This is a genomic window from Microbacterium sp., assembly GCF_048259935.1.
Classification (GTDB): Bacteria; Actinomycetota; Actinomycetes; order Actinomycetales; family Microbacteriaceae; genus Microbacterium.
Map to the genome: position 1 here is coordinate 127,463 of NZ_JBLXHF010000007.1, position 13,869 is coordinate 141,331.

Consider the following 13,869-nt stretch of genomic DNA (forward strand, 5'->3'; position numbering starts at 1 on the left):
CGCAGCTCGTGTCCGTGCACCTTCGTAGGATGAGCAGGTGGTCTTCTCGTACGCGGCGCTTCGCCGCTTCCCCGATGTCGAAGCGCCGAATCTGCAGGCGTGGGATGCCACGGACGAGCTCCTTGTGCAGCACGCGCTCGCCGCGGGGGTGGCAGGGGAAGAGATCGCCATCGTCGGTGACGAGTACGGTGCGATCACGCTCGCGCTGGCGGATGCGGGGCTAGCCGGCCTTCGCGTGCACCAGGATCTTGCGACGGGAAGACGGGCTCTCGCGCGCAACGCCGAGGCGCTCGGGTTGGCGGGGTTCCGCTCGCACGAACTCGAGGCGTCATTGTTCGAGGGCGCGAGGCTCGTGCTGCTGCAGCTGCCGAAGTCGCTCGCTGAGCTTGCAGAGATCACGGATGCCGTCGCTCGCTGGGCCGCACCAGAGGTGACGCTCATTGCCGGCGGACGCGTGAAGCATATGACTCTGACGCAGAACGAGGTGCTCGCGCGCAGTTTCGAGCACGTGCAGCCGCAGCGCGCTGAGCGCAAGTCGCGGCTGATCGTGGCGTCTTCTCGCCGTGAGGTCTCAGCCTCGCCGCCCTTCCCCGTTACCGCGCGCATCGAGGTGCCGGGGCGCGACGAGCTGTTGACCGTGGTCGCCCACCGAGGTGCTTTCGCCGGCGCGAAGCTCGACATCGGCACGCGCGTGCTGCTCGAGGTGCTGGTGGCGGCTGGAACCGGGGCGACGGTCGTTGACCTCGGCTGCGGCACCGGAGCGCTTGCGGCGACCTACGCGCTCACCCATCCTGAGGCCCGCGTCATCGCCACCGATCGCTCGGCGGCAGCCGTAGCATCCGCTCGCGCGACGATGCACGCCAACGGGGCCATCGTCGACGTCGCCCACGACGACGCCGGCTCAGAAATTCCCGATCAATCGGTAGATCTGGTGCTGCTCAATCCGCCATTCCACCTCGGCGCGAGCATCCATACGGGAGCTGCCACGCGTATGTTCGAGGCCGCCGCGCGCATCCTCAAGCCCGGGGGTCAACTGCTCACCGTTTACAACTCGCACCTCGCGTACAAGCACGAGCTGAGCCGTGTGGTCGGCGCGAGCGAGCAGCTGCACCGCACGTCGAAATTCACCGTCACGCGAAGCATCCGCCACTGAATTCCTTCTTCGCCGCAGATTGTCGACATTAGACAGAGCTCGGCATCTTTGTTACGTTGGAATGTAGGCCAATTGGCCTGAGACCAGTCCGCGAACACGTCGTAGGTTCGAATTGATTCATGCTGGGAAGCGACGTGGGCGTAAGGTCGATGCTTTTACGGGGGAGCAGGATCCCCTTCTCGTGCCGCCCGCAAGGCAATGTCGAACGGCCCTGAGCATCACCCGGACGTAACCGAAGTGCGCTCCCGAAACCCGAAGAATCGGTGAGCCGCCAGGGGAAACGTGACTGAAACCGCACTTGAAGCGCGCCATCTTTTCAAAGTGTTCGGACGCAATCCGAAGCAAGCAGTACAGCGACTGAAGGCCGGCGCCTCTCGCACCGAGGTGCAAGATGCCGGAACCGCCGCCGTCATCGATGCCAGCTTCACCGTCAACAAGGGTGAGATCTTCGTGATCATGGGACTGTCCGGATCGGGCAAGTCCACGATCATCCGCATGCTCAACGGGCTGCACGACATCACTGACGGCTCCGTCGTGGTGGGCGGCGACGAGATCGCCGGAGTCTCGGCATCCCGCCTGCGCGAGATCCGCCGCGACAACGTGTCGATGGTGTTCCAGCACTTCGCACTGCTGCCGCACCGCACCGTCGCCGAAAACGTCGCCTATCCGCTCGAGCTCAAGGGCGTGGCCAAGGCAGAGCGCCTGGCGAAGGCCAACGAGGTCATCGAGATGGTCGGGCTCACCGGCTGGGGCGACAAGCTGCCGTCGCAGCTGTCCGGCGGAATGCAGCAGCGCGTCGGCATTGCTCGCGCGCTCGCCGCAGACACCGAGATCCTGCTGATGGACGAGGCGTTCAGCGCGCTCGACCCACTGATCCGCCGCGAGATGCAGGAGCAGCTGGTCGAACTGCAGGCCAAGCTGCAGAAGACCATCGTCTTCATCACGCACGACCTGAACGAGGCGATGTTCCTCGGCGACCGGATCGCCGTGATGCGCGATGGCCGGATCGTGCAGATCGGCACGCCGGAAGACATCCTCACGGATCCCGCCAACGACTACGTCGAGCAGTTCGTGCAGGACGTCGACCGCGCTCGTGTGCTCACCGCCGCGAACGTCATGGAACTGCCGCGCCCGTTCGTGCCCAGCACCGGCGGCCCCCGCACCGCGCTGCGTCAGATGCGCGATGCGTACTCCTCCGCGGCGTACGTCACTGACCGTGACCGCAAGCTGCTCGGCGTCGTCTTCGACCGCGACGCGGTCAAGCTCGTGCGCAAGGGCGAGACGTCGCTGTCGTCGATCATCAAGCCGGTTCCGCAGAGTGTCTCCGAAGACGAAGTGCTCATGAACCTGTTCGTTCCCGCCGTGGAGTCGCCGTTGCCGCTCGCCGTCGTCGATGCCGAGGAGCGCCTGGTCGGCGTCATCCCCCGCATCACGCTGCTCGCCGCCCTCGGCCCCGGCCCGAACTCGACCGAGGAGATCACGCTGCCCATGCCTCCTGTCTCGCGCGACGAGATCGCCGCAGTACTCGGAGAGGCGGATGCCGCCGTCACGGGAGCATCCGCAACGGAAGGCGAGGTGCGCTGATGGACGGTTTCCGTATTCCGATCGGTGAGTGGGCGGCCGCTGCCGTCAGCTGGATCAAGAACAACCTCGAGGGCCTGCTCGATGCCATCTCGTTCATCGTCAAGTTCCTCGTCAACGGGCTGACCGATGTGCTGCTCGGCACGCCGATCGTCGTGCTGATCCTCATCGCCGCGCTCATCGCCTGGGCAGTCCGCTCAGCCTGGATGGCCGTCGGCACCATCGTGTCGTTCGTGCTGATCCTCAGCATGAACCTCTGGGTTCCGGCGATGCAGACGCTCTCGCTGGTGATCGTCGCCGCGATCGTCGCCGTGCTCATCGCGATTCCGCTCGGCATCTGGTCGGCGCGCAATGATACGGTGCGCGTGGTCCTGAAGCCCATCCTCGACTTCATGCAGACCATGCCGGCGTTCGTGTACCTGATCCCCGCGATCGTGTTCTTCAGCATCGGCGTGGTCCCCGGCCTCGTCGCCACCGTGATCTTCGCGCTGCCTCCTGGCGTGCGCATGACCGAACTCGGCATCCGCGGTGTGGATTCCGAGACGGTCGAAGCAGGCCAGGCCTTCGGCGCGACGCCAGGTCAGGTGCTGCGCGGCATCCAGCTCCCGCTCGCGATGCCGACGATCATGGCCGGTGTCAACCAGGTCATCATGCTCGCCCTGTCGATGGCCGTCATCGCCGGTATGGCCGGCGCCGATGGCCTCGGAAAGATGGTCGTAGAGGCGATCTCGACCGTCAACATCGGCAAGGGCGTCGAGGCAGGCCTCGGCGTCGTCCTCCTCGCCGTCTTCCTCGACCGCGTGACTGCGGCCCTCGGAGCCCCGAACGAATTCCGCTCGTCACTGCTCGGGATGCTGGCGCGCAAGCGCACAGCGAACGGCACAGAGAAAGCGGATGCTGCGGCAAAGCTGCAGTCCGAGCTCGTCGACCAGACGGCCAAAGGTCAGCGCCGAGCGGCATCCTGACCCACTAGACCCATACGAAACGCAGCAGAACATACGAAAGGAAGCACCATGAAGAAGTTCCGGCACATCACAGCCATCGCAGCAATTGGAATCACCGCATCCCTGGCCCTCGCGGGTTGTGCGACGGGCAACGACACCGCAGGCGGAGACGCCTCCGGCAACGAAGGCGGAGACAAGGGCACCATCACCCTCGGATTCCTTCCCTCGTGGACTGACGGCCTGAGCATGGCGTACCTGCTCCAGGACCAGTTCGAGAAGCTCGGTTACACGGTCGAGATGCAGACGCTCACCGAAGCAGGCCCGCTCTACACCGGCCTCGCCCAGGGCGACGTCGACATGTACCCCTCCGCATGGCCTGAGGTCACGCACGTGGAGTACATGAACGAGTACGGCGACGACCTCGAAGACCTCGGCGCGTACTACGACAACGCCAAGCTCACGATCGCTGTCCCCAGCTACTCGGAGCTCGAGTCGATCGAAGACCTCAAGGGCAACGCCGCGCTGCTCGATGGCAAGATCATCGGCATCGAGCCCGGTGCAGGCCTCACCCGCCAGACGCAGGAAGACATGATGCCCGCGTACGGGCTCGACGGCGAGTACACGCTCGAGACCTCGTCGACTGCGGCGATGCTCACCGTTCTCGGTGAAGCGATCGACAAGCAGGAAGAAGTCGTCGTCACGCTGTGGCGTCCGTTCTGGGCCAACAGCGCCTACGACGTGAAGGACCTCAAGGACCCGCTGGGCGCCATGGGTGAGGCGGAGACGCTGAACTTCCTTGGTCACAAGGGCTTCGCTGAGCAGTTCCCCGAGGCGGCTGAACTCGTCGGGAAGATCAAGCTCGATGACGACCAGTACGGTTCGCTCGAGGACCTCGTCGTCAACGAGTTCGGTGAAGGCCAGGAGGCCGACGCTGTCGACAAGTGGCTCGAGGAGAACGGCGACCAGTTCGACTGGGTCGTCAAGAAGTAGTCACTTCCTCGTGGGGCGTCGTCCCGGTTGCTGAGCCTGTCGAAGCACCGGGGTGGCGCCCTCTCTCGTCGTCCCGGTTGCTGAGCCTGTCGAAGCACCGAAGAGACGGATTCGCCGCGTCAGTCGCCCGCGCTGATCTCTTTCGCGACCTGCTTCTCGAGCACTTCGACAGCCTGGTCGCTGAGCACGATGAGCCCGTCGAGCTCTTCGCGCACGCGCTTGTAGGCGATGTTGCGCTCTGCCTGCGTGGCGGAGTCGTCGACGGCGACCTTCAACAGCGTCTGTGCGCGATCGAGCTTCTTGCGCTCGGCCTCGCTGAAGGTCGAGGTGCGCAGGCGCTTGGCCTCTTTCTCGGCGACGTCGAATGCGACGGCGGCATTGCCGACGGCATCCAGATACTCCGAGACGCGCTGTTCGCTCACCTTGCTGTCGGCAGACGCGGGGCGCAGAGCATCCGCCGTCTTCTTCGCCCGCAGGAATGCGGCGGTCAGCGGCTGACGGCCATCGCTCATCGCGGGGTACGCGATGAGCTTCGCGACGTCGAGCTCGTAGTCGAGCCAGCGGGCGGTGAGTTCGTCATGCTCGGCGAACAGGCGCTCGAGCAGCTCGTTCGACGAGAGCTGCGTGTCGGGCACGGCATCTTTCGGCGCCGGCAGCACCTGTCCGCGCGCCGCGAGCTGCGCGGCCTTCAGCTCGCCCTTGAGGCGCAGCGTCTCGAGGCGTCGCTCGTGCCGGCGCTTCGCGCCCTGCTCCCACGCCTTCGCGGCTCCCCCGGCCATAGCCAGGATCGGGAAGATGACCCACCAGGGCACGTGGCCGAGCCATTCGAAAAGCGGTTCCATGATGCCATCAGCCTACTGCTGTGGATCGTCGGCGACCGGGCGAAATCAGCCCAGCGGGCCAGGTGCTGGCATCGCGCCGTCTGCCGTGTCAGGATGACCACGACTCGGCTCGACGAGCCCAGAGAGTGAGGAGCAGACATGCAACTGGCCATGATCGGACTCGGCAGGATGGGCGCGAACATCGTTCGCCGTCTGATGAAGGATGGCCACGAGTGCGTCGTCTACGACGTGAACCCGGATGCTGTCGCCGCTCTCGTCGCAGAAGGCGCAACCGGCGCCGACAGCATGGCAGATCTTGCGGCGAAACTGGCACCGACCCGCGTCGTGTGGATGATGGTGCCCGCGTCGCTCACCGGATCGGTGGCCGAAGAGGTGGCGGCGGTGCTCGAGAAGGGTGACATCCTCATCGACGGCGGCAACTCGAACTATCGCGACGACGTGCGTCGTGCGAAGGCGCTGCGCGAGAAGGGCATCGAGTACGTCGACATCGGCACCAGCGGCGGTGTCTTCGGGCTCGAGCGCGGGTACTGCCTCATGGTCGGCGGCACGGACCGCGCTTTCGCGTACATCGAGCCCATCTTGAAGACGATCTCGCCCGGACCCGGAGAGATCGAGCGCACACCCGGCCGCACCGGAGAGCTCGCATCTGAGGAGCAGGGGTACCTGCACTGCGGCCCGGCTGGCTCAGGTCACTTCGTGAAGATGGTGCACAACGGCATCGAGTACGGCATCATGGCCTCGATCGCCGAGGGGCTCAACCTGCTGCAGAATGCGGATGCCGGAATCCGCGAAGCCGAGCACTCCGCCGAGATCGCACCGCTCGAGGAGCCGGAGTTCTACCAGTTCCCGATCGAGACCGACAGGGTCGCAGAGCTCTGGCGTCGCGGCTCGGTGATCTCGTCGTGGCTGTTGGATCTCACCGCTGCCGCGCTGACCGAGAACCCCACGCTCGATGGGCTCGCCGGTCGCGTCTCGGACTCGGGAGAGGGCCGATGGACGGTCAAGGCGGCCGTCGACGTCGGTGTGCCCGTCCCCGTGCTCTCGGCCGCGCTGTTCGAGCGCTTCGCTTCTCGCGGTGAGGATCGATTCGCCAACCAGGTGCTGTCGGCTATGCGTCTGCAGTTCGGCGGCCACCAGGAGCTTCCGGCCGGTGACGTGCTCGAGGCGGGCGGGCGCAAGTCCGACGCCGGCTGAGCTGGGCGCGGCGGGCTGCGCGCGCGGCTTCTCCGTTGCTGCCTGCGACACAGGTGTCAGTCCCGATCACAGATCTCAGTCGAAAACAGCTGTTTCAGGCTGGCATCCGTGATCTGGGCTGACGCCTGTCCCGGCATCCGGCATGTGTACCCGGCAGGGGGTGCGCCCCGCGCAGCAGCACGTGGGCGTCTGAACGACTGAGGGGCGGGGACGCGTTCAGCGCCCCAGCTTCTCGGCGCATGGCACGCAGAGCTCGGCGAACGGGCGCACGCGCAGGCGCGCGATCGGGATGCGGCGACCGCAGTTCGCGCAGACGCCGTAGGTTCCGGCATCCATTCGGGCCAGCGCCGCGTCGACCTGTCCGAGTTCTTCACGCGCCCCGTCGAGAAGTCCGTTCAGGCGCGACCATTCTGCCGAAAGCGGCACGCCCTCGGGGTCGTGCTCGTCGTCGTCGCTCTGGCTGCTGCGGTCGTGGGTGAGCTGGGCGAGCGTGGCGTCGAGCGCCGCCGTGCGATCGCTCGCCTCGCGGCGCAGCGCCTCGAGCAGGGGTCGCAGTTCGTCGTCACTCATGCCCATACCTTAGGCCCGTGCACGCGCCTGCGCACCGGACCGTCCCGACATGACCCGACACCCGTCAGTCCAGATCACACCCGTCAGCCGAAACCGGCCCATCCGGCCATGCAAGTGTCGAAGAGGCTGACAAGTGTCAGAAGAACCTAGCCGAACAGCAGCGACAGCACGGTCGAGCCGCCGCCGATGAGGATCAGCGAGATGATCGTGGCCCACGCGATCACGCGCATGCGCCGGGTGCGGCGCTCGCCGAGGCGTCCGTAGTCGTCGTCGATGTTGTCGACCTCGTCGCTCACGCAGTCGGCTCCGCTACGGTCGGACCGAACGCCGCAGGGAGCGTCGCCTGAGAGGTCTCACGCAGCTCGGCAGCGCTGACCGTGAACAGTCCCGTCACCTCGAGGTCGCTGACGGTGTCGGTGACGCCGATGCGCAGCACCGGGTAGTCGCGTCCCTCGCACAGGCCACGGAACTTCACGTCGTCCTCGCGCGGCACGGTCACGATGACGCGGCCGGTCGATTCCGAGAAGAGAGCGGATGCTGCATCCACCCCGTCGCGCTCCATGAGCTCGGTCAGCCACACGCGGGCGCCGATGCCGAAGCGCATGACGCCCTCGGCGAGCGCCTGGGCGAGGCCACCCTCTGACAGGTCGTGCGCGGAGGAGATCAGCCACTCGTCGCGCGCTGCGCCGATGAGCCCGGCGAGACGCTTCTCAGCAGCAAGATCCACCGAAGGGGGGAGGCCGCCGAGGTGCTGGTGCACGGTCTCGGCCCACGCCGAACCCGAGAGCTCGGTCGAGGTCGTGCCGAGCAGGTAGATGTTCTGGCCTTCGTCCTGCCAGCCAGACGGGATGCGACGGGAGACGTCGTCGATGATGCCGAGCACGCCGACGAGCGGGGTCGGGTGGATCGGGGTGTCACCGGTCTGGTTGTAGAACGAGACGTTGCCGCCGGTGACGGGGGTGCCGAGCTCGTAGCATCCATCGGCGAGGCCGTCGACGGTCTGCCCGAACTGCCACATGACCTCGGGGTTCTCAGGGGATCCGAAGTTCAGGCAGTCGGTGATCGCGGTCGGGGTCGCGCCGGTGACGGCGACGTTGCGGTACGCCTCGGCGAGGGCCAGCTGCGCACCCGCGTAGGGGTCGAGCTGGCAGTAGCGACCGTTGGCGTCGGTCGAGATCGCAAATCCCAGGCCGGACTCCTCGTCGACGCGGATCATGCCGGCGTCATCGGGGAAGGCCAACGCGGTGTTTCCGCCGACGTAGTAGTCGTACTGGTTGGTGATCCAGCGGGTGTCGGCGAGGTTCGGCGAACCCACCAGCGCGAGGAACTGCTCGCGCAGCACCTCGGCGTCGTCGGTGCGAGGCAGCAGTTCTGCAGCATCCGCCTGCAGCGCGTCGATCCACGTCGGGTAGGCGACCGGACGGTCGTAGACCGGGCCGTCGACCGCGACGGTCGAGGGGTCGACGTCGACGATGCGCTCGCCCTGCCAGTCGATGACGAGGCGGCCGTCTCCGGTGACCTCGCCGAGCACGCTGGTCTCGACGTCCCACTTGTTGACGACCTCGAGGAAGGCCTCCAACTTCGAAGGAGCCACGATCGCCATCATGCGCTCCTGCGACTCCGACATGAGGATCTCTTCAGCCGTCAGTGAAGGGTCGCGCAGCAGCACGTTGTCGAGCGAGACGTGCATGCCGCTGTTGCCGTTGGCGGCGAGCTCGCTGGTCGCGCATGAGATTCCCGCGGCTCCGAGGTCTTGGATCGCCTCGACGAGTTCGGCCTTGTAGAGCTCGAGGCAGCACTCGATGAGCACCTTCTCGGCGAAGGGGTCGCCGACCTGCACGGCCGGGCGCTTGGTCGGGCCGCCGTCGTCGAAGGAATCGGATGCCAGGATGCTGGCGCCGCCGATCCCGTCGCCGCCCGTGCGAGCACCGAAGAGCACGACCTTGTTGCCGACGCCCTCGGCGTTCGCGAGCTTGAGGTCTTCGTGGCGGAGAACGCCCACCGCCAGCGCGTTCACGAGCGGGTTGGCCTGGTAGACCGAGTCGAAGACGGTCTCGCCGCCGATGTTCGGCAGGCCCAGGCAGTTGCCGTAGAACGAGATGCCGCTGGTGACGCCGTGCACGACGCGGGCGGTGTCGGGGTGGTCGATGGCGCCGAAGCGGAGGGCATCCATCACAGCGACTGGGCGTGCGCCCATCGAGATGATGTCGCGCACGATTCCGCCGACGCCGGTCGCTGCGCCCTGGAACGGCTCGATGAAGGAGGGGTGGTTGTGCGACTCAGCCTTGAATGTGACGGCCCAGCCCTCACCGACGTCGACGACGCCCGCGTTCTGGCCCATGCCGACCATGAGACGTTCCTTCATCTCGTCGCTGACCTTCGCGCCGAAGCGCTTCAGATAGTTCTTCGACGACTTGTAGGAGCAGTGCTCGGACCACATGACCGAGTACATGGCCAGCTCGCCCGAGGTGGGGCGACGGCCGAGGATCTCGCGGATGCGGGCGTACTCGTCATCCTTCAGCCCGAGGGCGCCGTAGGGCTGCTCTTTCTCGGGCGTCGCCTCGGCATTCGAGACGGAGTCGGGGACGTGCTGACGAGCGGATGCTTCGGGGGCAGTGGTCACGCGCGCTCCAAAGGGCAGAGAAAAGGTGGCGGGGCAGTCCCAGTCTACCGACGACCGCCGTTGGCGCGTCACGGACCGACACGAGAAGTGCGCGCGCGGCGATGCGTCCATAGATTGGTGTGACCCGCTGCGAAGGAGTCACCGTGACCGAGATCCAGACCACCACCTCAGGCAGCCTGCCGCGCACACAGGCGCTGCTCGATGCCAATGCTTCGCGGGCGCTCGCGGATGACGGCTTCACACTGGAGTCGACGCCGCAGTTCGAGGAGCTGATCGGTGATGCCGTCGCCGACGTGGTCGAGCGGCAGCGTCGCGCCGGGATCACGCAGCCCGGTGATGGCGAGTTCGGCAAGGCGTCGTCGAGTTCGGTGGACTACGGCGCCTGGTGGGGCTACTCCTTCCAGCGTGTGAACGGCCTCTCGCTCACCGAGGTCAATCCGTTCAACGAGCCGGCGCGTCAGTCTTCGCCGGGGAACGTCGTTCTGACGAGCTTCCTCGACCGTCGTGACCGCCGGGCGTTCGCCGAGGCCTACGTCGACCCGGTGGCGGGAATCGGCACCGGCCGCACAGCGACGGCGTTCCCCACCACGACGGGGCCGATCACGTATCGCGGGCAGGATGCTGTCGCTGCTGACATCGCGCACCTTCGCGCTTCATTGCGGGAGGGCGAGCAGGGCTTCCTGACGGCGATCGCCCCCGGCTCTGCCGCGCGCATCCGCAACGAGTACTACGCGAGTGACGAAGAGCACATCCAGGCATGGGCCGAGGCGCTGCGTGAGGAGTACCGTGCGATCGTCGATGCGGGCCTCATCCTGCAGATCGATGACCCGTCTCTCGCAGAGAACTGGGATCAGATCACGCCCGAGCCGTCGGTCGCCGATTACCAGGCCTTCACCCGCATCCGCGTCGAGGCGATCAACCGCGCGATCGAGGGGCTCCCGAAGGAGCAGATCCGGCTGCACCTGTGTTGGGGATCATGGCACGGACCCCACTCCACTGACATCGAGGTGAAGCACATCCTTCCGGTGGTCCTGCAGGCGAAGGTCGGATCGATCTCATTCGAGGCCGCGAACGCTCGCCACGAGCATGAATGGGCGCAGTGGGCGGATGCCGCCGCATCCGGCCTCATCCCCGACGACCTCGTGCTGGTTCCCGGCGTCGTCGGCCACTCGACGAACCTCATCGAGCACCCCGACCTGGTCGCTCAGCGCATCGGTCGCTTCACGAACATCGTCGGCGCAGACCGCGTCATCGCCTCGACCGACTGCGGTCTCGGTGGCCGCGTGCACCCCGACATCGCCTGGGCGAAGCTTGAGGCGCTCGGCGAGGGCGCGCGGCGCGCCGCCCGCGCTCTCTGAGCCGCCCCGCCCCCCGCCTCGCCCCGCCCCCCGCCCCGCCGCCCGCGCCCCCGCCCACGCGCGCGTGGGATGGATTTCGGGCCTCGAGTGGCCTGTTGAGCCGTGTTTTCCATCCCGTGCGCGTGAGTCAGGGCCGCGGCGTCAGCGGCGGGAGCGGTCGATGACGCGCCAGGTCAGTGGCAGCAGCCCCGCCATCGCGACGATCTTGATCGCGTCTCCGATCAGGAACGGAACGACGCCCAGCGCGAGCGCGGTGGCCAGGTCAACGCCGAGGAACGCGGCCAGCCACGGCACGCCGAACGCGTAGATCGTCAGTGATCCGAGGCTCGCAAGGCCCAGCGTCGACCACACGTTCCGGTCGGAGCGACGACGAGCCAGGATGCCGACGATGAGGGCGGCAACGACGTATCCGACGATGTAGCCGAACGACGAGAACGCCCATCCCGCTGACCCGTTCGCGAACAGCGGCACCCCGATCAGGCCGAGGGTGAGGTAGAGCCCCGCGCTGATTCCGCCGCGCAGGGGACCAAGGCTCGCGCCGGTGAGAAGCACCGCGAAAGTGGCCAGTGACAGCGGCACCGGCGTGAACGGCAGCGGGATCGCGATGTAGCCGGCGACGGTGATGAATGCGGTGCCGATGAGCACCAGGGTGACATCGCGAACGCGCGCACCGGGCACGAGATCGGCGAGCACGGGGACGCGCGGGGCATGGGTCGCGATTGCGGACATGGTTCCTCCTGAACGACGTTCACTAGAACAGTGTTCACCTGAACACCGTTCGGTAGAGTAGCACTATGAACGCACCCGCTCGCAACGACAAGGAAACCGTCGTCGCCGCAGCCATGCGCGTGCTGGCAGAGAATGGGCTGCCCGGGCTCTCGATGCGGCGCATCGCTGACGAGCTCGAGGTGCAGGTCAGCGCGCTGTACTGGCACTTCCCCAACAAGCAGGCGCTGCTCGCCGCCGTGAGTGCGCAGATCGCGGGTGCGTCGACAGCATCCGATCAGATGGATGCTGTCGCTCGCGGCCTGCGCGACCGACTTCTCGCCCACCGTGACGGTGCCGAGATCGTATCGAGCTCACTCGCGCTCGGAATGCTCGACCTGCCTGCTCGTGCCGAGCTGGTGCGCGCCGCGCGAGAGATCGGGCTGGATGCCGCGGCCGCCGAAGTCGCCGCCGACACCGTCGTGCACTACGTGATCGGGTACACGTTCCACGAGCAGCAGCGCCTGCACGCGGCGGTCGTGGGCGCAGCGGATGCCTCGGTCGACCTCGTCCCCGCGGGCGCACAGCACGGCAGCGATGATTTCGCCGCCGGCCTCGCGATGGTCATCGCTGGCGTGCACGCTTCGGCCAGCATCCGATGAGCGCGCACTGAGGCGAGTCAGCGCTCGCGCAACAGAACTCAGCGCGCGCGCAACAGAACTCAGTGCTCGCGCAACAGAACTCAGTGCTCGCGCAACAGAACGCTGGTCGCTCCCTGAGCAGAGATCGTGAGAGTGTCTGCTTCGCAGGTGAAGATTCCGGTGGTCACAGAGAACTCCTCGTGAGGGGCCTGCATGGTCATCTCCTGCCCGTTCACCAGCATCGTCATGGTGAGCACTGAACCTGCCGCGGTCTCTGTCGTCGTCAGCGTATCGCCGCTGACCGAATAGGTCGCCAGGTCTTCGCCGTTGCGCACCATCGTCGCCATGCTGCCCTCGTGGGTTGCGACGGTCGTCCACTCGTCGAAGGCGGCCGCCGAGGTGCCGTCCGGGTGGTAGCTGACGATCGCCCAGCCGGTGACGCTGCGGACCTCGCCGCCGGCCTGTTCCAGCAGGGCTTTGAAAACATCGTTGTCGAGGTACCAGGTGCCGTAGAGGCACGCCTCACCGGTGAGGATCTCGTCATCGGAGTTCTCGGCGGCATCGTCTTCGTCGTCGACCTCTTCTGGCGCAGCGGTAGAGGTCGACGATCCCGCCGTGCTTGACGCCTGCGTCTGGTCTTCGTCTTCACCGCATCCGGTCAGCGCCAGCATCGTCAGCATGGCGAGTGCCGCAGCTGCACTGCGCACTCGCACCGACGGCATCAGGCGTCGGCTCCTGCCGCGGTGCCGGGAAGCGCCGGGCCTGCCGCGGTCTGTACCGGCACACCCTCCCACACGGTGCGGTCGGCGAGGAATCCATTGCCGGCCCACTGCGCGGGTGCGACGGCGGTGTTCCACTGGTCCTTATTGAAGGCCACGATGCCGAGCCACAGCACGGGGATCAGCCAGAAGGCGACGAAACCGGTCTCTTTGCCGAGCTTCATGCCGATTCGATACGCCGCCACGCCGCCGCCGAGGAAGAGCGCGAGAGAGAAGATGAATCCGATGCCGATCCAGCTGAGCACCACCGCGCCGCCGACGCAGTAGAGAACCAGCCACGGGCTCAGATCGCCCAGCTTGAAGAACACCATGAAGTTGTAGACGGGCACCCATGCCCGCCAGGTTCCCTGCACTCCCGCCTTCGCGAAGACCTTCGACATGAAGTAGGCCGTGAGTACGTAGGCCAGCACAGCGAAGATGACCATGCCGACCATGGCAGCCATGTAGGCGGCGAGCAGTCCTGAGTATGCGTCCATCGGTTCCCCCTTG

14 protein-coding genes are annotated in these 13,869 nt (G+C 66.6%); 7 read left to right on the forward strand and 7 right to left on the reverse strand.

Annotated features, from left to right (window positions below; all coding sequences use genetic code 11):
* Positions 1 to 37: 37 nt before the first annotated feature.
* The 4 genes from ACN0RC_RS12890 to ACN0RC_RS12905 all read left to right on the forward strand — a co-directional run bounded on the left by ACN0RC_RS12890 (position 38) and on the right by ACN0RC_RS12905 (position 4,668).
* Positions 38 to 1,153 (forward strand): class I SAM-dependent methyltransferase, encoded by a 1,116-nt coding sequence (locus tag ACN0RC_RS12890; RefSeq protein WP_417512325.1) that lies wholly within the window; start codon positions 38 to 40, stop codon positions 1,151 to 1,153.
* 282 nt (positions 1,154 to 1,435) lie between these two features.
* Positions 1,436 to 2,737, forward strand: coding sequence for a quaternary amine ABC transporter ATP-binding protein (locus ACN0RC_RS12895; protein ID WP_417512327.1), 1,302 nt, complete (start codon positions 1,436 to 1,438; stop codon positions 2,735 to 2,737).
* Positions 2,737 to 3,699: an ABC transporter permease gene (locus ACN0RC_RS12900; protein ID WP_417512329.1), complete on the forward strand. Its 963-nt coding sequence runs from the start codon at positions 2,737 to 2,739 to the stop codon at positions 3,697 to 3,699. The genes ACN0RC_RS12895 and ACN0RC_RS12900 overlap by 1 nt, the downstream gene beginning before the upstream one ends.
* 48 nt (positions 3,700 to 3,747) lie before the next feature.
* Complete coding sequence (locus tag ACN0RC_RS12905; protein WP_417512330.1) at positions 3,748 to 4,668, forward strand: glycine betaine ABC transporter substrate-binding protein; 921 nt, start codon at positions 3,748 to 3,750, stop codon at positions 4,666 to 4,668.
* A gap of 119 nt (positions 4,669 to 4,787) precedes the next feature.
* On the opposite strand, the gene ACN0RC_RS12910 is transcribed toward ACN0RC_RS12905, so the two are convergent.
* Positions 4,788 to 5,510 carry a hypothetical protein gene (locus ACN0RC_RS12910; protein ID WP_417512331.1) on the reverse strand — a complete coding sequence of 241 codons (723 nt, stop codon included), beginning with the start codon at positions 5,508 to 5,510 and terminating at the stop codon, positions 4,788 to 4,790.
* Positions 5,511 to 5,648: 138 nt separating this feature from the next.
* Between ACN0RC_RS12910 and gnd the strand changes: the two genes are divergently transcribed.
* Complete coding sequence (gnd, locus tag ACN0RC_RS12915) at positions 5,649 to 6,704, forward strand: phosphogluconate dehydrogenase (NAD(+)-dependent, decarboxylating) (RefSeq protein ID WP_417512332.1); 1,056 nt, start codon at positions 5,649 to 5,651, stop codon at positions 6,702 to 6,704.
* A 216-nt stretch (positions 6,705 to 6,920) separates the two neighbouring features.
* Here the strand turns inward: gnd and ACN0RC_RS12920 are convergent, their stop codons facing one another.
* From ACN0RC_RS12920 to purL, 3 genes are all read right to left on the reverse strand, one after another.
* The gene (locus ACN0RC_RS12920) at positions 6,921 to 7,274 is read right to left on the reverse strand and encodes a TraR/DksA family transcriptional regulator (RefSeq protein ID WP_417512333.1); all 354 of its coding nucleotides are present in this window, start codon (positions 7,272 to 7,274) and stop codon (positions 6,921 to 6,923) included.
* Positions 7,275 to 7,420: 146 nt separating this feature from the next.
* On the reverse strand, positions 7,421 to 7,570 hold the full coding sequence (locus ACN0RC_RS12925) for a hypothetical protein (RefSeq protein ID WP_417512334.1): 150 nt from the start codon (positions 7,568 to 7,570) through the stop codon (positions 7,421 to 7,423).
* Entirely contained in the window at positions 7,567 to 9,897 is a 2,331-nt protein-coding gene (gene purL / locus ACN0RC_RS12930) for a phosphoribosylformylglycinamidine synthase subunit PurL (protein WP_417512335.1), read from the reverse strand. The genes ACN0RC_RS12925 and purL overlap by 4 nt, the downstream gene beginning before the upstream one ends.
* Before the next feature lie 143 nt (positions 9,898 to 10,040).
* On the opposite strand from purL, the gene ACN0RC_RS12935 reads away from it, so the two are divergent.
* Entirely contained in the window at positions 10,041 to 11,255 is a 1,215-nt protein-coding gene (locus ACN0RC_RS12935; RefSeq protein ID WP_417512336.1) for a cobalamin-independent methionine synthase II family protein, read from the forward strand.
* 141 nt (positions 11,256 to 11,396) lie between these two features.
* Here ACN0RC_RS12935 and ACN0RC_RS12940 read toward each other — a convergent pair whose 3' ends face one another.
* Positions 11,397 to 11,984, reverse strand: coding sequence for a biotin transporter BioY (locus tag ACN0RC_RS12940; RefSeq protein ID WP_417512337.1), 588 nt, complete (start codon positions 11,982 to 11,984; stop codon positions 11,397 to 11,399).
* 65 nt (positions 11,985 to 12,049) lie between these two features.
* Between ACN0RC_RS12940 and ACN0RC_RS12945 the strand changes: the two genes are divergently transcribed.
* Positions 12,050 to 12,622 (forward strand): TetR family transcriptional regulator, encoded by a 573-nt coding sequence (locus ACN0RC_RS12945; RefSeq protein WP_417512338.1) that lies wholly within the window; start codon positions 12,050 to 12,052, stop codon positions 12,620 to 12,622.
* A gap of 80 nt (positions 12,623 to 12,702) precedes the next feature.
* On the opposite strand, the gene ACN0RC_RS12950 is transcribed toward ACN0RC_RS12945, so the two are convergent.
* Positions 12,703 to 13,323 (reverse strand): hypothetical protein, encoded by a 621-nt coding sequence (locus tag ACN0RC_RS12950; RefSeq protein WP_417512339.1) that lies wholly within the window; start codon positions 13,321 to 13,323, stop codon positions 12,703 to 12,705.
* Positions 13,323 to 13,856: a large exoprotein gene (locus ACN0RC_RS12955; RefSeq protein ID WP_417512340.1), complete on the reverse strand. Its 534-nt coding sequence runs from the start codon at positions 13,854 to 13,856 to the stop codon at positions 13,323 to 13,325. The genes ACN0RC_RS12950 and ACN0RC_RS12955 overlap by 1 nt, the downstream gene beginning before the upstream one ends.
* Positions 13,857 to 13,869 lie beyond the last annotated feature (13 nt).